The 18,026-nt window shown below is 72.2% G+C and carries 17 protein-coding genes; 8 read left to right on the top strand and 9 right to left on the bottom strand.

The annotated features are described in order from the left end of the window. Positions 1-141 precede the first annotated feature (141 nt). Positions 142-1,104 (bottom strand): pirin family protein, encoded by a 963-nt coding sequence (locus tag ACWFR1_RS36445; protein WP_453559359.1) that lies wholly within the window; start codon positions 1,102-1,104, stop codon positions 142-144. Positions 1,105-1,227: 123 nt separating this feature from the next. Then, a complete protein-coding gene (locus ACWFR1_RS36450; RefSeq protein WP_317597074.1) occupies positions 1,228-1,680 on the bottom strand; it encodes an SseB family protein in 453 nt (150 codons plus the stop codon). A 144-nt stretch (positions 1,681-1,824) separates the two neighbouring features. Between ACWFR1_RS36450 and ACWFR1_RS36455 the strand changes: the two genes are divergently transcribed. The 3 genes from ACWFR1_RS36455 (at position 1,825) to ACWFR1_RS36465 (ending at position 5,626) form a co-directional block, all read left to right on the top strand. Beyond that, positions 1,825-3,654: an acyl-CoA dehydrogenase gene (locus ACWFR1_RS36455; RefSeq protein ID WP_453559362.1), complete on the top strand. Its 1,830-nt coding sequence runs from the start codon at positions 1,825-1,827 to the stop codon at positions 3,652-3,654. Between the two features lie 239 nt (positions 3,655-3,893). Next, positions 3,894-5,225 carry a M18 family aminopeptidase gene (locus ACWFR1_RS36460; protein WP_453559364.1) on the top strand — a complete coding sequence of 444 codons (1,332 nt, stop codon included), beginning with the start codon at positions 3,894-3,896 and terminating at the stop codon, positions 5,223-5,225. A gap of 56 nt (positions 5,226-5,281) precedes the next feature. Further along, a complete protein-coding gene (locus ACWFR1_RS36465) occupies positions 5,282-5,626 on the top strand; it encodes a hypothetical protein (RefSeq protein ID WP_453559367.1) in 345 nt (114 codons plus the stop codon). A 200-nt stretch (positions 5,627-5,826) separates the two neighbouring features. Here the strand turns inward: ACWFR1_RS36465 and ACWFR1_RS36470 are convergent, their stop codons facing one another. Then, complete coding sequence (locus ACWFR1_RS36470; protein ID WP_453559370.1) at positions 5,827-7,641, bottom strand: NHL domain-containing thioredoxin family protein; 1,815 nt, start codon at positions 7,639-7,641, stop codon at positions 5,827-5,829. A 264-nt stretch (positions 7,642-7,905) separates the two neighbouring features. Here ACWFR1_RS36470 and ACWFR1_RS36475 point away from each other — a divergent pair, with 264 nt between their 5' ends. Then, complete coding sequence (locus ACWFR1_RS36475) at positions 7,906-8,361, top strand: bestrophin-like domain (protein ID WP_453559373.1); 456 nt, start codon at positions 7,906-7,908, stop codon at positions 8,359-8,361. A 30-nt stretch (positions 8,362-8,391) separates the two neighbouring features. After that, complete coding sequence (locus tag ACWFR1_RS36480; RefSeq protein WP_453559376.1) at positions 8,392-8,883, top strand: LURP-one-related/scramblase family protein; 492 nt, start codon at positions 8,392-8,394, stop codon at positions 8,881-8,883. Positions 8,884-8,935: 52 nt separating this feature from the next. On the opposite strand, the gene ACWFR1_RS36485 is transcribed toward ACWFR1_RS36480, so the two are convergent. Continuing rightward, complete coding sequence (locus ACWFR1_RS36485) at positions 8,936-10,219, bottom strand: trans-sulfuration enzyme family protein (protein ID WP_453559379.1); 1,284 nt, start codon at positions 10,217-10,219, stop codon at positions 8,936-8,938. A gap of 63 nt (positions 10,220-10,282) precedes the next feature. Between ACWFR1_RS36485 and ACWFR1_RS36490 the strand changes: the two genes are divergently transcribed. Together ACWFR1_RS36490 and ACWFR1_RS36495 are read left to right on the top strand one after the other, a co-directional pair. Beyond that, entirely contained in the window at positions 10,283-11,920 is a 1,638-nt protein-coding gene (locus tag ACWFR1_RS36490; RefSeq protein WP_453559382.1) for an aminotransferase class I/II-fold pyridoxal phosphate-dependent enzyme, read from the top strand. Positions 11,921-11,949: 29 nt separating this feature from the next. Next, positions 11,950-12,558, top strand: a complete 609-nt coding sequence (locus ACWFR1_RS36495; protein WP_453559385.1) for a hypothetical protein — start codon at positions 11,950-11,952, stop codon at positions 12,556-12,558. An 83-nt stretch (positions 12,559-12,641) separates the two neighbouring features. On the opposite strand, the gene ACWFR1_RS36500 is transcribed toward ACWFR1_RS36495, so the two are convergent. Both ACWFR1_RS36500 and ACWFR1_RS36505 read right to left on the bottom strand, forming a co-directional pair. Further along, positions 12,642-13,889, bottom strand: coding sequence for an SMI1/KNR4 family protein (locus ACWFR1_RS36500; protein ID WP_453559388.1), 1,248 nt, complete (start codon positions 13,887-13,889; stop codon positions 12,642-12,644). Between the two features lie 17 nt (positions 13,890-13,906). Continuing rightward, on the bottom strand, positions 13,907-14,710 hold the full coding sequence (locus ACWFR1_RS36505) for a carbon-nitrogen family hydrolase (protein WP_453559391.1): 804 nt from the start codon (positions 14,708-14,710) through the stop codon (positions 13,907-13,909). A 155-nt stretch (positions 14,711-14,865) separates the two neighbouring features. Here ACWFR1_RS36505 and ACWFR1_RS36510 point away from each other — a divergent pair, with 155 nt between their 5' ends. Next, a complete protein-coding gene (locus ACWFR1_RS36510) occupies positions 14,866-15,693 on the top strand; it encodes a maleylpyruvate isomerase family mycothiol-dependent enzyme (RefSeq protein ID WP_453559394.1) in 828 nt (275 codons plus the stop codon). A 7-nt stretch (positions 15,694-15,700) separates the two neighbouring features. Here the strand turns inward: ACWFR1_RS36510 and ACWFR1_RS36515 are convergent, their stop codons facing one another. From ACWFR1_RS36515 to ACWFR1_RS36525, 3 genes are all read right to left on the bottom strand, one after another. After that, the gene (locus ACWFR1_RS36515; protein ID WP_453559397.1) at positions 15,701-17,047 is read right to left on the bottom strand and encodes an MFS transporter; all 1,347 of its coding nucleotides are present in this window, start codon (positions 17,045-17,047) and stop codon (positions 15,701-15,703) included. Further along, positions 17,044-17,685 carry a GntR family transcriptional regulator gene (locus ACWFR1_RS36520; protein WP_453559400.1) on the bottom strand — a complete coding sequence of 214 codons (642 nt, stop codon included), beginning with the start codon at positions 17,683-17,685 and terminating at the stop codon, positions 17,044-17,046. The genes ACWFR1_RS36515 and ACWFR1_RS36520 overlap by 4 nt, the downstream gene beginning before the upstream one ends. 231 nt (positions 17,686-17,916) lie before the next feature. Then, the coding region (locus tag ACWFR1_RS36525) for a 2-oxo acid dehydrogenase subunit E2 (protein ID WP_453559403.1) at positions 17,917-18,026 on the bottom strand (110 nt) is incomplete at its 5' end.

Consider the following 18,026-nt stretch of genomic DNA (forward strand, 5'->3'; position numbering starts at 1 on the left):
TCGGCACTCGCCCACCCCGTGGATCGGCACTCGCCCACCCCGTGGATCGGCACTCGCCCACCCCGTGGATCGGCACTCGCCCACCCCGTGGATCGGCACTCGCCCACCCCGTGGATCGGTACTCGCCCACCCCGTGGATGGCTACTCGCCCATCCCGTGGACCGCCGGGATCGTGCCGAGCCGGCCCGCCTGGAAGTCCTCGAAGGCCTGGCGGAGTTCGGCCTGGGTGTTCATGACGAACGGGCCGTAGTGCGCCATGGGTTCACGGATCGGCTGCCCGCCGAGGAGGACGACCTCCAGGTCCGGCGTGTGGCCGTCCTGCTTCTCGTCCGCACGGACGGTGAGGACGCCGCCCTTGCCGAAGACGGCGGTCTGGCCGGTGTGGACGGGCCGGCGGTCGGCGCCGACGGCGCCGCGGCCGGCCATGACGTACGCGAGGCCGTTGAAGTCCTCGCGCCACGGCAGGTTGATCTCGGCGCCCGGCCGCAGGGTGGCGTGGATCATCGTGATCGGGGTGTGGGTGATGCCGGGACCCTCGTGGCTGTCGAGCTCGCCCGCGATGACGCGGAGGAGCGCGCCGCCGTCGGGGGAGGTGAGCAGCTGGACCTGGCCGCCGCGGATGTCCTGGTAGCGGGGGGCCATCATCTTGTCGGCCGCGGGGAGGTTCACCCAGAGCTGGAGGCCGTGGAAGAGTCCGCCGCTGACGACGAGGGACTCCGGCGGGGCCTCGATGTGGAGGAGGCCGGCGCCGGCGGTCATCCACTGGGTGTCGCCGTTGGTGATGGTGCCGCCGCCGCCGTTGGAGTCGTGGTGGTCGAAGGTCCCGTCGATGATGTAGGTGACGGTCTCGAAGCCGCGGTGGGGGTGCCAGGGCGTGCCCTTGGGCTCGCCGGGGGCGTACTCCACCTCACCCATCTGGTCCATCATGATGAACGGGTCGAGGTACTGGTAGTTGATCCCGGCGAACGCGCGGCGCACCGGGAATCCCTCGCCCTCGAAGCCGGACGGGGCCGTGGTCACGGCCAGTACGGGGCGGGAGACGGCGTCGGCCGGGGCGGCGACGCGCGGCAGGGTGAGCGTGTTCTCGACAGTCACTGCGGGCATGACCGGACCTCCTTGGTGCGACCTTGTACGTCCACTTTAGTTGAACGCTGAACTTTCTGCCACCAGGAACGCGGAACGCCCGGGAGGAATTCCTCCCGGGCGCCCTCATGGGTCAAGAATGGGTCAGCCGTACATCCGGCGCATCGCGTAGTCGACCATCTGCTCCACGGCCTTGGCGTCGAAGACCATGCGGTGGTCGCCCTCCATGTCGAGGACGAAGCCGTAGCCGGTCGGCAGCAGGTCGATGACCTCGGCGCCGGTGATGACGAAGTACTTCGACTCCTTGCCCGCGTACCGCCGCAGCTCCTTGAGCGTGGTGAACATCGGGATCACCGGCTGCTGGGTGTTGTGCAGGGCCAGGAAGCCGGGGTTGTCGCCGCGCGGGCAGTAGACCTTCGAGGTCGCGAAGATCTGCTGGAAGTCCTCGGGGGCGAGGGTGCCGGTCGTGAAGGCGCGTACGGCGTCGGCGAGAGACGGAGGCGAGGGCTCCGGATAGAGCGGAGGCTGCTGCGCGTACCCCTGCTGAGGAGGGGCGTACTGCTGCTGGGCACCCGGATTCTGGTCGTAGCCGTACATGGGCCCTGAGCCTACTGCGTCACAGATGGACCGGAAGGGGTTGCTCTTATTACCGGTGGGTAGCATCATCGGAGAGAGCGTTTTGCTACTCGCTGGTACGTGTACGAGGAACCTGCCTCCCCGAGCCTTTACGGAGCCGTCGCCATGGGGCACTACAAGTCGAATCTCCGCGACATCGAGTTCAACCTCTTCGAGGTGCTCGGCCGCGACAAGGTGTACGGCACCGGTCCGTTCGAGGAGATGGACGTCGAGACCGCCAAGAGCATCCTCGACGAGATCCGCCGCCTCGCCGAGAACGAGCTCGCGGAGTCCTTCGCCGACGCCGACCGCAACCCGCCGGTCTTCGACCCGGAGACCAACACCGCCCCGGTCCCGGCCTCCTTCAAGAAGTCCTACAAGGCCTTCATGGACTCGGAGTACTGGCGCCTCGGCATCCCCGAGGGCATCGGCGGCACCACCGCCCCGCGCTCCCTCGTCTGGGCCTACGCGGAGCTGCTCCTCGGCTCGAACCCCGCCATCTGGATGTACTCCTCCGGCCCGGCCTTCGCCGGCGTCCTCTACAACGAGGGCAACGAGGCGCAGAAGAAGGTCGCCCAGATCGCGGTCGAGAAGCGCTGGGGCTCCACCATGGTCCTCACCGAGCCCGACGCCGGCTCCGACGTCGGCGCCGGCCGCACCAAGGCCGTCCAGCAGGAGGACGGCTCCTGGCACATCGAGGGCGTCAAGCGCTTCATCACCTCCGGTGAGCACGACATGGAGGAGAACATCCTCCACTACGTCCTCGCCCGCCCCGAGGGCGCCGGCCCCGGCACCAAGGGCCTCTCCCTCTTCCTCGTCCCGAAGTACGAGTTCGACTGGGAGACCGGCGAGCTCGGCGCCCGCAACGGCGTCTACGCCACCAACGTCGAGCACAAGATGGGCCTCAAGGCCTCCAACACGTGCGAGATGACCTTCGGCGACCAGCACCCCGCCAAGGGCTGGCTCATCGGCGACAAGCACGAGGGCATCCGCCAGATGTTCCTCATCATCGAGTTCGCCCGCATGATGGTCGGCACGAAGGCGATCTCCACCCTCTCCACGGGCTACCTCAACGCCCTGGAGTACGCCAAGGAGCGCGTCCAGGGCACCGACCTGGCCAACTTCATGGACAAGGCCGCGCCCAAGGTCACCATCACGCACCACCCCGACGTCCGCCGCTCGCTGATGACGCAGAAGGCGTACGCCGAGGGCATGCGCACCCTCGTCCTCTACACGGCCTCCGTGCAGGACGAGATCGCGGTCAAGGAAGCGGCCGGCGAGGACACCAAGGCCCTGCACGGCCTGAACGACCTGCTGCTCCCGATCGTCAAGGGCTACGGCTCCGAGAAGGGCTACGAGCAGCTCGCGCAGTCGCTCCAGACCTTCGGCGGCTCCGGCTTCCTGCAGGAGTACCCGATCGAGCAGTACATCCGGGACGCCAAGATCGACACCCTCTACGAGGGCACCACGGCCATCCAGGGCCAGGACTTCTTCTTCCGCAAGATCGTCCGCGACCAGGGCGCGTCCCTGAACGCGCTGTCCGAGGAGATCAAGAAGTTCCTCGCGGTCGGCACCGGCGGCGAGGAGCTGGCCGTCGCCCGCGACGCGCTCGCCAAGGCCGCCGTCGACCTCGAAGGCATCGTCGGCACGATGATCACCGACCTCACCGCCACCGGCGAGGACGTCAAGAACATCTACAAGGTCGGCCTCAACACCACCCGCCTGCTGCTCGCCTCCGGCGACGTCGTCGTCGGCTACCTGCTCCTGCGCGGTGCCGCTGTCGCCGCCGAGAAGCTGGCCGCCGGCGCGACCGGCAAGGATGTCGCCTTCTACCAGGGCAAGATCGCCGCCGCGAAGTTCTTCGCCGCGAACGTCCTGCCGGGCGTCTCCGCCGAGCGCGCGCTCGCCGAGGCCATCGACGGCTCGGTCATGGACCTGGACGAGGCCGCGTTCTAGTAACGCCCCCTCGTCCTGAGCGACGGCCCGTCCCCGGGGAGGGGGGCGGGCCGTTCCGCTGTCTCCTCTTTTCGAGGCTCGGTTCGCCTCCGGGGCGCTCCATCCGGGCTCACGGCCCCGACCGTGCTCGGGGCCGTTCCCCCGGCCGCGCCCCTTCGGCTCACTCGTCAAGGTCCAGGTGGGCCCCGGTCCCCACCGGCCCCGGAGGCGGATTCCGGCCACTGCGTAAGGTGGAGCCCATGAGCAGCGCAGCTTCCCGCCCCACGGCCGGCCCCTTCGACCGCGGTCACACCGATGACCTCATGTCCTTCCTGGCGGCCTCCCCGTCGGCGTACCACGCGGTGGCGAGCGCCGCCGAGCGCCTGGAGAAGGCCGGCTTCCGGCGCGTCGAGGAGACCGCCGAGTGGACTGAGACATCAACGGCTGGCGCCGCGGGCACGAGCGGCGGGAAGTACGTGATCCGCGGCGGCGCGATCATCGCCTGGTACGTGCCGGAGGGCGCCGCCGCCCACACCCCGTACCGCATCGTCGGCGCCCACACCGACTCCCCCAACCTGCGCGTCAAGCCCCGCCCCGACATGGGCGCCCAGGGCTGGCGCCAGGTCGCCGTCGAGATCTACGGCGGGACGCTCCTCAACACCTGGCTCGACCGCGACCTCGGCCTCGCCGGCCGCCTCACCCTCCGCGACGGCAGCCACCACCTCGTCAACGTCGACCGGCCGCTGCTGCGCGTCCCGCAGCTCGCCATCCACCTCGACCGCGGCGCCAACGACGGCCTGAAGCTGGAGCGCCAGCGCCACATGCAGCCCATCTGGGGCATCGGCGACGTCCACGAGGGCGACCTGATCTCCTTCGTCGCCGCCGAGGCCGGCGTCGACGCCGAGGACGTCACCGGCTGGGACCTCATGGTCCACCCCGTCGAGGCGCCCGCCTACCTCGGCCGCGACCTCGAACTCCTCGCGGGACCGCGCATGGACAACCTCCTCTCCGTGCACGCCGCCGTCGCCGCGCTCGCCTCCCTCGCGGACCGCGACGACCTCCCCTACATCCCGGTCCTCGCCGCCTTCGATCACGAGGAGAACGGCTCCGAGGCCGACACCGGCGCCCAGGGCCCCCTCCTCGGCAACGTCCTGGAGCGCTCGGTCTACGCCCGCGGCGGCGCCTACGAGGACCGGGCCCGCGCCTTCGCCGGCACCGTCTGCCTCTCCTCCGACACCGGCCACGCCGTCCACCCCAACTACGCGGAACGCCACGACCCGACGCACCACCCGCGCGTCAACGGCGGCCCGATCCTCAAGGTGAACGTCAACCAGCGGTACGCCACCGACGGCAGCGGCCGGGCCGTCTTCGCCGCCGCCTGCGAGAAGGCGGGCGTCCCCTGGCAGTCGTTCGTCTCCAACAACGACATGCCCTGCGGCACGACGATCGGCCCGATCACCGCCGCCCGCCACGGCATCAAGACCGTCGACATCGGCGTCGCGATCCTCTCGATGCACAGCGCCCGCGAACTCTGCGGCGCCGACGACCCGTACCTCCTGGCGAACGCCCTGGTCGCCTTCCTGGAGGGCTGAGCGGCCCCCGCCTCGCGAAACATCGGCGAAAGGCCCCGCTCGGCAGCCTGGTCCTCATGCATCGTCACGAGGGCCCGACTCCGGGGAAGTTCGCCATCAGTCTCACCGCCGCCGTCGCACTCGCCGCGACGGCGGCGGCCGTCGTCGTCGCCCAGTACGACGACCGGCCGCCGTGGGGCGCGGACGTCGCGTACGAGGGCGGCTTCGTCCAGGCCTCGCGCATCCGCGGGTACGACGTCGACGGCTCGCGCACGAAGGCGCTGCTCGCCGGGGAGTGCGCGCTCATGGAGCGGCAGGGGATGGGCGGCGAGCGGGCCGCCCACGACCCGGCGGCGTGGGTGGCCGGCTGCCTGGACGGGGCCGCGGGGCGCCCGTCCAGGATCCAGGGCCTGGTCGGCTAGCCGCCCCCTGCCCCTGATCAGCTAGGGCGTGTTTCGAAAGTAGCGTCGTCTGCCCGAAGGGCAGGCCGGGCGGTGTCTGGTGCGTGCGATCGCAAGGCGGAGGGTCGTCCCGATACTGGTGTATCGGGATGATCCCGACAACGCGGCGAGCGTGCGTGCCAGACGCCGCCCGGCAGACGGGACTTTCGAAACACGCCTACCTAGGGGGTGTCGTCCATGCCCGCGAGGATCAGCGGCAGGCGGGTCGCGCCCGTCTCCGTGATCTTCAGGGGGACGCCCCAGTCCTGCTGGTGGACGTGGCAGGCCGGATACTCTCCCCCAGAGGAGGTGCCCCCAGCGGGGTCGTCGCAGGACGCCGCCATCGCGGAGACGTGCAGGACGCCCTCCGTGAGGTCCGGGTTCAGGTCGAGCTCACGGAAGAGGTCCGTGCCCGTGCCCTCGCCGGCGAGCAGCAGCTCCGGCGGGGTCGAGGAGACCAGGAGCCGGGTCGACGGGCCGTAGCGGTCGTCGAGCTTCTGGCCCGTCGGGGCCTGGAAGACGACGTCGAGGCGGAGGCGGCCGGGGGCGACCTCGGTGGCCTCGCGCTTGGTGCGGTGGGCGACCGCCTCGACCCGCACGGCCTCCTCGGGCAGCCGCAGCCGCGTCAGCCGGTGGCGGGCGGACTCGACGACCACGATGTCGCCGTCGACGAGCACGGCGTCGCTCGGCTCGCGCAGATCGGTGGCGAGGGTGGTGACCTCGCCCGTCGCCGGGTCGAAGCGGCGCAGGGCGCGGTTGTACGTGTCGCTGATCGCGACCGAGCCGTCGGGGAGGGCGGTCACGCCCAGCGGGTGCTGGAGCAGGGCCTGGCCGGCGGCGCCGTCGCGGTGCCCGAAGTCGAAGAGACCGGTGCCGACGGCCGTGTGCACGGTCCCTTCCGTGTCGATCCAGCGCACGGCGCTGTTCTCGGAGTCGGCGATCCACAGCCGGTCCTCGGTCGCGGCCAGCCCGGAAGGCTGCGCGAACCAGGCCTCGGCGGCGGGCCCGTCGACGAGGCCCTCGTTCGTCGTCCCCGCCGCGACCTCGACGGTCCCGCTGTCGGGGTCGTACGTCCAGATCTGGTGGACGCCGGCCATGGCGATCCACACCTTGCCCTGCCACCAGGCGACGTCCCACGGCGAGGACAGGTCGACCTCCAGGGCGGGTCCGGAGGTGGGCGACCCCTGCCACCACTGCTTGCCGGTGCCGGCGACGAGCTCGATCGCGCCGGTCTCCGGGTCGAACACGCGCAGGGCGTGGTTCACGGTGTCGGCGACGACGACCTTCCCGTCGGGCAGCAGCGCGAGCCCCTGCGGCTCCCGGAAGACGCCCTCCCCGATCCGCCGGACGACGGTCTCGCCGTCGGCCGCGAGCTCGACGAGCTGGTGCCGGGTGCTGTCGGAGACGAGGAGGTTCCCGGACGGCAGGAGGATCGCCTTGCCGGGGAAGCGGAGGTCGGTGGCGACGGGCTCGGGCGCCACGTACGGCCCGTCCCCGCGCCGCAGCGTGCCCTTGGCCTCGTGCTCGGCCTCCAGCTCCTCGACGAGCGTCCGGATCGCGTTGGCGTGCCCCTCACCGGCGTGCTGGGCGACGACGTACCCCTCGGGGTCGATCACGACGAGCGTCGGCCAGGCCCGGACGGCGTACTGCTTCCAGGTCGCGAGCTCCGGGTCGTCCAGCACCGGGTGATGCACCTCGTACCGCTCGACGGCGTCGACGACGGCCTGGTGCTCGGCCTCGTGCACGAACTTCGGCGAGTGCACACCGACGATCACGAGCGTGTCGCGGTGCTTCTCCTCCAGGTCACGAAGCTCGTCGAGGACGTGCAGGCAGTTCACACAGCAAAATGTCCAAAAATCGAGCAGAACGACCCTTCCTCGCAGGTCGGCGAGGGTCAGGTCGTCCCCGCCCGTGTTCAGCCAGCCGCCCTTGCCGATCAGCTCGGGGGCGCGGACACGGGCACGGCGGGGCGCGGGTGCGGGCGCGGAGTCGTTCATGGTTCAAGAGTGCCGTACGGGTGGAAAGCGGGGGCCGGGTGGGGCGGGACTGCGTGTCCGGACGGCGGATCGGGGCGCGGGGCTGGTCAGCATGGCGGGCATGGCCGAGCGTGTGAGCAGATCATCGGACTATTACTGCCATCGGGCGAGAGGTGGACTCCTCGTGGGGCTGCTCGTGCTGCCCTGTCTGGCTCTGCCCGGGCAGTCCGGGGCGCGGGGCGCGGTCTCGGGGCGGTCCCGGGGCCCGTCAGCGTCTCGTACACCGTGACCAATCGCGGCAACCGCTCCGTCCACGCGGTACGGGTCGCGGACCCGGGGCTCGGGCTCGCGCCGGGGGCCATCGGCTGCGGGGCGGGCGGCGGCAAGCTCTTCCCGGTCGGCGAGGACGAGGAACCGCGCGAGGACGTCGCCGAGTACATCGCGGCGCAGGAGGTCCTCGCCCAGCTCGGCCACGTCGACGACGCGCGGCGCGGCCGGGAGGCGGCGGCGCAGGAGCGGCTCTCCCCGGTGCTGTGGACGGGCCTGCTCATCGGCGGCACGCTGATGCTGGCGTTCATGTTCCTCTTCGGGATCAAGAGGAGTACGACCCATGTGGTGATGGTGATGGGCCTCTCCGGGTTCATCGTGTTCACGGTGCTGCTGATCCACCAGCTCGGCTCGCCCTTCGGCGACATGCTCGGCGCGACCCCGGACGCGTTCATCCGCTATTTCCCGGCGTGATCGCAGCGGTCACGGGGCAGGCATATCCGCGTGAAATATCTCGTACGGGACAAGATCTTCGCGATCGGCGACGACTACTGGATCGAGGACGAGCAGGGCCGCCACGCCTTCCTCGTCGACGGCAAGGCCATGCGGCTGCGCGACACCCTGGAGCTGAAGGACCCCGACGGACAGGTCCTGATCACCCTGCGCCAGAAGATGTTCAGCCTGCGGGACGCGATGACGATCGAGCGGGACGAGCGCCCGCTGGCGAGCATCCGCCGCAAACGGCTCTCGCTCCTCCGCAACCACTACCGGGTCACCCTCGTCGAGGGCACCGAGCTGGACGTCAGCGGCCGGATCCTGGACCGGGAGTTCACCGTCGAGTACGACGGCGAACTCCTGGCCCACATCTCCCGGCAGTGGTTCCACGTCCGCGAGACGTACGCCGTGAACGTGGTCCGCGAGGACACGGACGCGGCCCTGCTCGTCGCCGTGGCGGTGTGCGTGATCCGGATGGCCGAGCGGGAACGCGAGGACTGATCCTTCCTCTCCTTCCTCACGCGGCCTTGGTTCCGCGAGGACTGACCGTCCCTCACGCGGCCTTGGACAGTGCCTGTTCCAGGTCCGCCCACAGGTCCTCGACGTGCTCGATGCCGGCGGAGATCCTGACCGTGCCCGGGCCGATGCCCGCCACCGCCAGGGCCGCCGCGTCGAGCTGGTGGTGCGAGGTGGAGGCCGGGTGCATCACCAGGGTCTTCACATCGCCCAGGGAGACGCTCAGCGACGCGAGCCGCACCGCCTCGACGAAGGTACGGCCCGCCTCACGGCCCCCCGCGAGGTCGACCGAGATCACGCCGCCGCCCCCGTCGGGCAGCAGCCGCTCGGCGATCTCCCGGTCGGGGTGGCTCGCGAGGGCGGGGTGGCGGACGGCCGCGACCGCCGGGTGCGCCTCGAGACGGGCGGCGAGCTCGGCGGCGTTCGCGCACTGGCGCGCGATGCGCAGCGACAGGGTCTGCATGCCGCGCAGGGTGAGCCACGCGGCGAACGGGTCGGTCGACGCGCCCTGTTCGACCGTGTGGTGACGGACGCGGCGGAAGAGCTCGGGGTCCTTGAAGACGGCGACGCCGCCGAGGACGTCCGCGTGCCCCGCGAGGTACTTGGTGGCGGAGTGGACGACGATGTCGGCGCCGTGGTGCAGGGGCCGGCAGAGCAGCGGGGAGGCGAAGGTGTTGTCGACGACGACCGGGACCCCGGCCTCGCCCGCGACGGCGGCGAGCGCGGGCAGGTCGGAGACGCGGGTCGTCGGGTTGGCGATGGTCTCCAGGTAGAGGAGGCGCGTCTCGGGACGCAGGGCCGCCCGCACCTCCTCCGGGTCCGTGCCGGAGACGTACGTGACGTCGACGCCCCAGCGCGTGGCGAGGTCGGTGAGGACCGCGTACGTACCGCCGTACAGACAGGTCTGGGCGACGACGTGGCCCCCGCTGCCGAGCAGCGCGTGCAGGACGCCGCTGACCGCGCCCATGCCGGAGGCGAAGGAGATGCCCGCGGCCCCGCCTTCGAGGCGGGTCACGGCGTTCTCCAGGGTGCGGACGGTGGGGTTGCCGTGGCGGCTGTACATGAACGCGTCGGGAGAGGTGAAGGCCTCGGCGAGGGCGTCGGCCGAGTCGAAGGCGAAGACGTGGCCCTGGTGGAGGGGCACGCCGAGCGGCCGGCTGCCGGTGATCTCGACGTGGGGCGGGTGGACGGCGAGGGTCTCGGGGCGGACCGCGTCGGAGGACGCGGACGCGGCGCCGGAGGACGCGGCAGAGGAGGAAGTGGCGGAGGAAAAGGAGGAGGAAGACGTGGCGGAGGACGCGGCGGAGTCGGCGTGGCTCATGCGCCCAGTCTGTGGACCGGGCGTTTGCCTTCCCAGGTCCAATCCCGGCAGATTGGTTCGGCGATGGAGCCAATCACCCTCACCACCCCGCACACGACCGACGAGCTGGTCGCCCGGCTCGGCCGCTGGTCCGCCGGGCGCGGCCCGCTCTACCTCCTGCTCGCCGCCCGGCTGCGCCGGCTGATCGACGAGGGGGCGCTGCCGCCCGGCGCGCCTCTGCCCCCGGACCGGCGGCTCGCGACGGCCCTCGCCGTGGGCCGTACGACGGTCGTCGCCGCCTACGACACCCTCCGCCAGGAAGGGCGGCTCGTACGGCGGCAGGGCAGCGGCACCCGGGTCGCCAGGGCGGCCCTCGCCCCCGAGGCGCCACGGGCGAACGAGACTCCCCGGGTGGCCGAGACGTCGAACCCGCTCTTCCTGCACCTCCTGGAGACGACGCCCGACGACGTGATCCTGCTGAGCTGCGCCGCGCCCTCGCAGCCTCCGCCCGAGCTGGCGGAGGCGTACCGCTCCCTCGTCCTGCCCGACGGGGACCTCGGCTACCACCCGGCCGGGCTCGGGGCGCTGCGGGCGGCGGTCGCCGCGCGGTACACGGCGCGGGGCGTGCCGACCGGTCCGGAGCGGATCCTCGTCACCACCGGGGCCCAGCAGGGGCTCGCGCTGCTCACCCGGCTGCTGCTGGCGCCCGGCGACGGGGTGCTGGTGGAGGCGCCGACGTACCCGGGGGCGCTCGACCTCTTCCGGGAGGCGGCGGCCGTACCGCTGCCGGTGGCGGTGGGTCCCGACGGCGTGGACGTGGCGGAGGCGGTCCGGGTGATGGAGCGTCACCGTCCGGCCCTGGCCTATGTCGTGGCCCGGTTCCAGAACCCGACCGGGACCGTCCTCCCGCCGCTCGCGGGGCGGCGGCTCGTCGAGGCGGCGAACGCGCTGGGCGTGCCGCTCGTCGACGACGAGGTCCTCGCCGACCTGGCCTTCGACGGGCCAGGGGCACCGGCGCCCTCCCTCTCCTCCTACGGCGAGGTGATCGCGGTCGGCTCGTTGAGCAAGGTCGTGTGGGGCGGGCTGCGGATCGGCTGGGTGCGGGGCCCGGCGCCGCTGATCGCCCGCCTCGCCCGGCTCAAGGCCCTGCACGACCTGGGCAGCGACCTCCCGTCCCAACTGGCCGCGACCCGCCTGCTCGCCGACTTCACCCCCGTCCTGGAGGCCCGTACGGCGTCGGTGCGCGCCGGCCACGACCACCTCAGGGCCGAGCTCACCCGGCGGCTGCCGTCCTGGACCTGCGCCCCGGCGACCGGAGGCCAGACCCTGTGGGTACGGCTCCCGCACGGCGACGGCGTCTCCTTCGCGCAGCTCGCCCTGCGGCACGGAGTGGCCGTCCTGCCCGGCGTCACGACCGACGCCCTCGGCGGCAGCGTCCGCCGGCTCAGGCTCCACTTCCTCGCGCCGCCCGAGGTCCTGACGGAAGCGGTACGGCGGCTGGCGGCGGCCTGGGCGGAGTACGCCACGGGCTCGGGCGAGGGCCAGGACCCGGGCCGGGGCCTGCACCCGGGCCAGGGCCGGGATCCAGGCCAGGGCCGGCATCCAGGCCAGGGCCGGGATCCAGGCCAGGGCCGGGATCCAGGCCAGGGCCGGGATCCAGGCCAGGGCCGGGATCCAGGCCCGGATCCCGAGCGCGCGGCCCTCCATGCGATCGTCGTCTGACGACCGGAGGCAGCACACCAGGGGGAGCCATGCACACCACCGTCACGCCGTTCACGCTGCGCCGGTGGCGCGAGGGCAAGGGGTACGAGCGGAAGGCCGGATGGCGGGGCGCGTCCGCCGAGTTCGGCGAGATCACCGTGGAGGCGCCGCTGCGGCAGACGGTCCAGGGGGTCGTCGTCTCGGAGCTGCGGGGCACTCTGATCCCGCCGGCCTCGTACGACACGCGCGGCATCCACACCGAGGCGATCCGGCTGCCGACCCTGAACCGCGCGACCCTCCGCGTCGGCGACGCCCTCGTCTCCATGACCCGCAACCGGATCGGCGCCACGGCCCGCCAGCGCGCCCTCCAGCTGCGCTACGGAGGCGACCACTACCGGCTGTGGGCGCGGGACCGGCGCTCCTGGGTGCTGGCGCGCGCGGCGGACGCCGAGGACCCGGGGGTCACGGTGTCGGTGCGCGGGGCGGGGCGGGGGAGCCGGCGCCGGCTCGACGTCACGGTGACGGGCCGGGCGGGCGCGGCGGACCTCACCCTGGCGCTGATCTTCGCGGGCGTGGACCGCGCGGCGCTCACCCGCGGCGGCGCGATCCGCGCGGGCCTCTCGCGCGTCACGCAGCTGTGGGCGGAGAGCCAGGCCTGACCCGGCCGGTATCGGGCCCGGCTGGGCCAGGACCGACCCGGCCGGTACCAACCCGGCTGGGCCAGGCCTGCCCCGGACAGGCCCTAGCCCTGCTGGTCGTCCTCGTCCTCGAACCGCTCGAACCCGATGAACTCCAGCGGGTCCTCGCCGGGTCGTACCAAGCGGGGCAGGCCCTCCGTGCCGAGTTCGCCGCGCAGCCAGGCCAGCAGGTTCTCGGTGAGGGTGCCGGTGAGCGGCGGGCCCTGGTCGGCGTGGCGCGGGACGACGACCAGCGGCCAGGCGTCGGGGTCGTCGCCCTCGGTGAGCCAGCACAGCTGGTCGCCGTCGATGGAGCTGGCGAAGGCGAGGAACCCGCCCTCCTCGGGCCAGGCGGCCAGCGGGTGGTACTGGGGGTGGTCGGCCCGCAGGTCCCGGTAGGTCTCTCCGTACCACTCGGCCCAGGGCGCGAGGTCGTACTGCCCGGTGCCCAGCGGGAGACCGACCCGCAGCCAGTCGCACCAGCAGCCGGCCCCGTACGCCTCCATCAGGCGGACGTACTCGGCGGGGAGGCGGGTACCGAGGCGTTCGTACAGCCACTCCCAGCTCCGCTCGCCGAGGACGGGTTCGGCCGGTGGCGGGATCAGGACGGTGAGGGTGCCGAGACCGCTGCCGCCGGCCAGCGCGGCCCGCTGCTCGGGGGTCGGCTCCGGGCGGCGCGGCGGCGGCGTCCACGCGTACGCCTGGTCGCCGGCGCGGGCGCTGCGGGCGATGACCGGGCTCAGGCCGTCGGCGACGAAGCCGGCGAGAGTGGGGATCAGGGTGGTTCCGGGGCGGAGCCAAGGGTCGCGGCCCTTGGCCTCCTCGTGCACACGGTGGATGACGACGGGCCATTCGTCCGGGTCGTCGGAGGCGGTGGCGTCCCAGAACAGGGTGTCGGATCTGTTCGTGCCGGCGAAGGGGAGGACCCCGGGGGCGATCCGGCGGCAGTCCGCGACGAAGTCGCCGTAGTCGAACCAGCCGCCCTCGCGGGCGAACGGCGTGTGCAGCCAGAGCCGTTCGCCGATGTCCAGCGGACCGTAGGCCGTGGCGATGGCCTTGTAGTCGGCGGGCAGCCGGATTCCGGCCCACTCCTCGACCGCGTCCCAGTCGACGGGCACGGCGGGCGCCTCGGGCGGCGGTCCGAAGAGCGCGGCGAAGGCGGCGACGTGCCGGTCGGCGGGGAGGTCCCCGGCCGGGAGGTCGCCTGCCGGGAGGTCCCCGGCCGGGAGGTCGCCTGCCGGGAGGTCCCCGGCCGGGAGGTCCCCGGCCGGGAGGTCCCCGGCCGGGGACTTCTCGTGGTCGTGGTCGTTCACACAGACCCCGTTCCCCGTCAGGCGCGGCGGGTGCGCGGCGCCGCGACGCCCAGGACGCGGTCCTTGAGCGCTGGGAACTGTTCGCGCGTCGCCGTCACCTTCGCCGGGTCGAGGACGACCCGCAGGATCTCCTCGTCCGGGCCCGCCTCCGCGAGGACCTCGCCCCACGGGTCGACGACGATCGAGTGCCCGGCCTGTTCGACGCCCGCGTGCGTACCGGCGGTGCCGCAGGCGAGGACGTACGCCTGGTTCTCGACCGCCCGGGCCTGGGCGAGGAGCGTCCAGTGCGCACGGCGGCGGGCCGGCCAGCCGGCCGGGACGACGAAGGCCTGGGCGCCCGCGTCGACGAGGCCGCGGAAGAGCTCGGGGAAGCGCAGGTCGTAGCAGGTGCCGACGCCGAGGGTGAGGTGCGGCAGGTCGACGGTGACCAGGTCCTCCCCGGCGGCCATCAGCACCGCCTCGCCCTTGTCGAAGCCGAAGCGGTGGATCTTCCGGTAGGAGGCGGCGAGTTCGCCGTCGGGGGAGAGGACCAGCGAGGTGTTGTAGAGCGCGCCGCCCTCCGCCTCGACGAAGGAACCGGCGTGCAGCCAGACCCCGGCGTCCCGCGCGGCCTCCGCCATCATCCGGTGCGTCGGGCCGTTGAGCGGCTCGGCCTCGGCGGCGAAGGACTCGTACGCGAAGGCCCCCATGGGCCACAGTTCCGGCAGGACGACAAGATCGGCGTGGCCGGATTCCTCCCGTACGAGACGGGCCACGCGGGCCCGCCGTGCGTCGACCGGTTCGTCCGGGTCTACCGCGATCTGGATCAGCGAGGCGCGCACACTACCACCGTCCTGGCATTCGAGCCGTCAACACCGGCCTACGATCGTCACACGAAAGCACTGCCGGGGTGCCTTCGGGCAGCGTAACTTAGCGTCCGAGCCTCCCACCCAGTCGTGTTTTCAGCCCGCGCACCGAAGAACCGCCGAGGGGTCCCGTGACCGTCCATCCCAGCCTCCAGAACTACGCCGACGCCTGGACCCATTCCATCGAGGCGATAGCCGAGCTGGTGCAGCCGCTCGTGGAGGGCGAGTGGAACCGGCCGACCCCGTGCATCGGCTGGTCGGTGCGGGACATCGTCTCCCACGTCATCGGCATGGAGACGGAGATGCTCGGCGACCCCCGCCCGATCCACTCCCTGCCGCGCGATCTGTACCACGTACGCAGTGACTTCGCCCGCTACATGGAAGTCCAGGTCGATGTGCGGCGGCACCACACCGCGCCGGAGATGACCTCGGAGCTGGAGTACATCCTCATCCGCCGGGCCCGCCAGCTCCGCAACGAGAACCGCTCCCCCGAGCACATGATCCGCGCCCCCCTCGGCGCCGAGCAGTCCCTCGAACTGGCCTACCGGATGCGCGCCTTCGACGTGTGGGTGCACGAGCAGGACCTGCGGGTCGCGCTCGGCACGCCGGGCAACCTGGACTCGGCCGGCGCGCACGTCACCCGTGACGTGCTCCTGGAGGCCCTCCCGAAGGTCGTCGCCAAGGACGCCGGGGCGCCCGCGTCCTCGGCGGTGGTGCTCGACGTGACCGGTCCGGTGGAGTTCCTGCGGACGGTACGGGTCGACGCGGAGGGCCGGGGCTCGATCGACGGCGCGCCGTCGCTGGGCCCGGCGGTGACGCTCGCGATGGACTGGGAGACGTTCGTACGGCTCGCCTGCGGCCGCGTCAGGCCGGCCGACGTCGCCGACCGGATCAAGTCGGAGGGCGACGAGGACCTGGCGCGGGCGATCCTCGACAACTTCGCGGTGACTCCCCGGTAGAACGGCTTCACGCCGGTACGTGTACGGCCTCCACGCGGCTGGCGACGAGCCGCTCCCGCTCCCTGCGGTGGGTGCGGGCCTTGAGGCGCAGGATCTGCACGACCCCGAAGGCCTCCAGGACGAAGACGGACGAGAACGCGATCCGGTAGTTGCCACCGGTCGCGTCGAGCAGCACGCCCACGGCGAGCAGCGTCGTCATCGAGGCGACGAAACCGCCCATGTTGACGATTCCGGAGGCCGTGCCCTGACGCTCCGGCGGATTGGCCGGACGCGCGAAGTCGAAGCCGATCATCGAGGCCGGTCCGCAGGCCCCGAGGACCAGGCAGAGGGTGATCAGCAGCCACATCGGGGCGTGGTCTCCGGGGTACGCGAGGGTGGCCCCCCACAGCAGGGCGGTCGCCGCGACCGTACCGAGGGCGAGCGGGGCACGGGCCGTGTGGTGGCGGGCGATGATCTGCCCGTACGCCAGACCGACGACCATGTTGGAGAGCACGACCAGGGTCAGCAGTTCACCCGCCGTGCCCCGGGACAGTCCCTGCGCCTCGACGAGGTACGGCAGCCCCCACAGCAGCAGGAACACCATCGCCGGGAACTGGGTGGTGAAGTGGACCCACATGCCGAGCCGGGTGCCGGGCTCCCGCCACGACTCGGCGATCTGGCGGCGTACGAAGGCGGCGCCCGCGTGCCGGGAGGGCTCGGGCTCGTACCCCTCGGGGTGGTCCTTGAGGAAGAGCAGCAGCAGGACGAGCACGAGCACGCCCGCGAGTGAGCTGCCGACGAAGGTGGTCGTCCAGCCGAGGCCGTGCAGGGCGCGGGCGATGAAGACGGTCGAGACGAGATTGCCGGCCATGCCGAAGAGGGCGGCGACCTGGCCGATGAGCGGGCCGCGCCGGGCGGGGAACCAGCGGCTGCCGAGCCGCAGGACGCTGATGAAGGTCATGGCGTCGCCGCAGCCGAGGAGCGCGCGGGAGGCGAGCGCCGTGCCGTAGGTGGGCGAGAGCGCGAAGCCGAGCTGGCCGAGGGTGAAGAGCAGGACACCGATGGCCAGGACCTTCTTGGTGCCGAGCCGGTCGACCATGAGCCCGACGGGTATCTGCATGCCCGCGTAGACGAGCAGCTGGAGTATGGAGAAGGTGGAGAGCGCGGAGGCGTTGACGTCGAAGCGGTCGGCGGCGTCGAGGCCCGCGACGCCCAGGGACGTGCGGAAGATGACGGCGACGAAGTAGACGGCGACGCCGACGCCCCAGACGAGGGCGGCGCGACGGCCGCCGGGCGGGTCGCCGGGCAGAGTGACGGCGGAGCCGCAGCCGTTCCCGCCGCGCCGGGCCCTCCCCTTCCCCTTGTCGGGGCTCATCGGTCCTCACCCCGGACGAGGACCTTGACCCAGCTGAGGTGCTGGCGGACGCAGTGGGCCGCGCCCTCCACGTCGCCGGCGCGGATCCGGTCGAGGATCTCGGCGTGCTCGGCGATGTTCTTGGCGATCCGGTCGGGCTGGGACTGCATCACGGCGACGCCCATGCGGAGCTGGCGGTCGCGGAGCTGGTCGTAGAGACGGGACAGGATCTGGTTGCCCGCGTGGCGGACGATCTCGGCGTGGAAGCACCGGTCGGTCACGGCGACCTCGGCGAGGTCCCCGGCCTCCGCGCGCCGCTTCTGCTCCTCCAGGAGCTCTTCGAGCCGCGCGATCAGCGCGGCGGACGCGGGCACGGCCCGGCGGACCGCGAACTCCTCGACGAGCAGCCGGGTCTCGACGACGTCGGCGATCTCCTGGGCGGAGACGGCCAGGACGAGGGCGCCCTTCTTCGGATAGAGCTTGAGCAGCCCTTCCATCTCCAGCTTGAGCAGGGCCTCGCGGACGGGCGTCCGTGACACCCCCACCGCCAGGGCGAGCTCCCCCTCGGTGAGGAGGGTGCCGCCCTCGTAACGACGGTCGAGCACCGCCTGCTTGACGTGCATGTAGACGCGGTCTGCGGCTGGGGGTGCGGATGCCATGGACACAGCATAGATACAACAGAGGTGCAACAGGAGCCGCCGTCCAGGATGCGGACGGGGGCCTGTAAACGCCAGAGCCGGGAGTCGTAGTGGCTCTGCCGGACGGGCCCGACGCCGTGCGGCGGTTCAAGGAGCAGATCCATGCCGCACAGAAAGACATCCGGTGGTGGCACATGCCACCACCGGATGTTTCACGTGAAACGGGCGAACCCGCCTACCGCAGCAGGGAGATCAGGCCCAGGTGATGAGCCGTTTCGGCTGTTCCAGGATCGCGGCGATGTCCGCGAGGAACTTCGAGCCGAGCTCGCCGTCGACCAGGCGGTGGTCGAAGGAGAGCGCCA

The sequence above is a fragment of the Streptomyces sp. NPDC055103 genome, assembly GCF_053607625.1.

Bases quoted from the DNA above. Each gene is read 5' to 3' on its own strand.
- ACWFR1_RS36445 (WP_453559359.1), bottom strand. From the start codon at position 1,104: ATGCCCGCAGTGACTGTCGAGAACACGCTCACCCTGCCGCGCGTCGCC.
- ACWFR1_RS36450 (WP_317597074.1), bottom strand. From the start codon at position 1,680: ATGTACGGCTACGACCAGAATCCGGGTGCCCAGCAGCAGTACGCCCCT.
- ACWFR1_RS36455 (WP_453559362.1), top strand. From the start codon at position 1,825: ATGGGGCACTACAAGTCGAATCTCCGCGACATCGAGTTCAACCTCTTC.
- ACWFR1_RS36460 (WP_453559364.1), top strand. From the start codon at position 3,894: ATGAGCAGCGCAGCTTCCCGCCCCACGGCCGGCCCCTTCGACCGCGGT.
- ACWFR1_RS36465 (WP_453559367.1), top strand. From the start codon at position 5,282: ATGCATCGTCACGAGGGCCCGACTCCGGGGAAGTTCGCCATCAGTCTC.
- ACWFR1_RS36470 (WP_453559370.1), bottom strand. From the start codon at position 7,641: ATGAACGACTCCGCGCCCGCACCCGCGCCCCGCCGTGCCCGTGTCCGC.
- ACWFR1_RS36485 (WP_453559379.1), bottom strand. From the start codon at position 10,219: ATGAGCCACGCCGACTCCGCCGCGTCCTCCGCCACGTCTTCCTCCTCC.
- ACWFR1_RS36490 (WP_453559382.1), top strand. From the start codon at position 10,283: ATGGAGCCAATCACCCTCACCACCCCGCACACGACCGACGAGCTGGTC.
- ACWFR1_RS36495 (WP_453559385.1), top strand. From the start codon at position 11,950: ATGCACACCACCGTCACGCCGTTCACGCTGCGCCGGTGGCGCGAGGGC.
- ACWFR1_RS36515 (WP_453559397.1), bottom strand. From the start codon at position 17,047: ATGAGCCCCGACAAGGGGAAGGGGAGGGCCCGGCGCGGCGGGAACGGC.
- ACWFR1_RS36520 (WP_453559400.1), bottom strand. From the start codon at position 17,685: ATGGCATCCGCACCCCCAGCCGCAGACCGCGTCTACATGCACGTCAAG.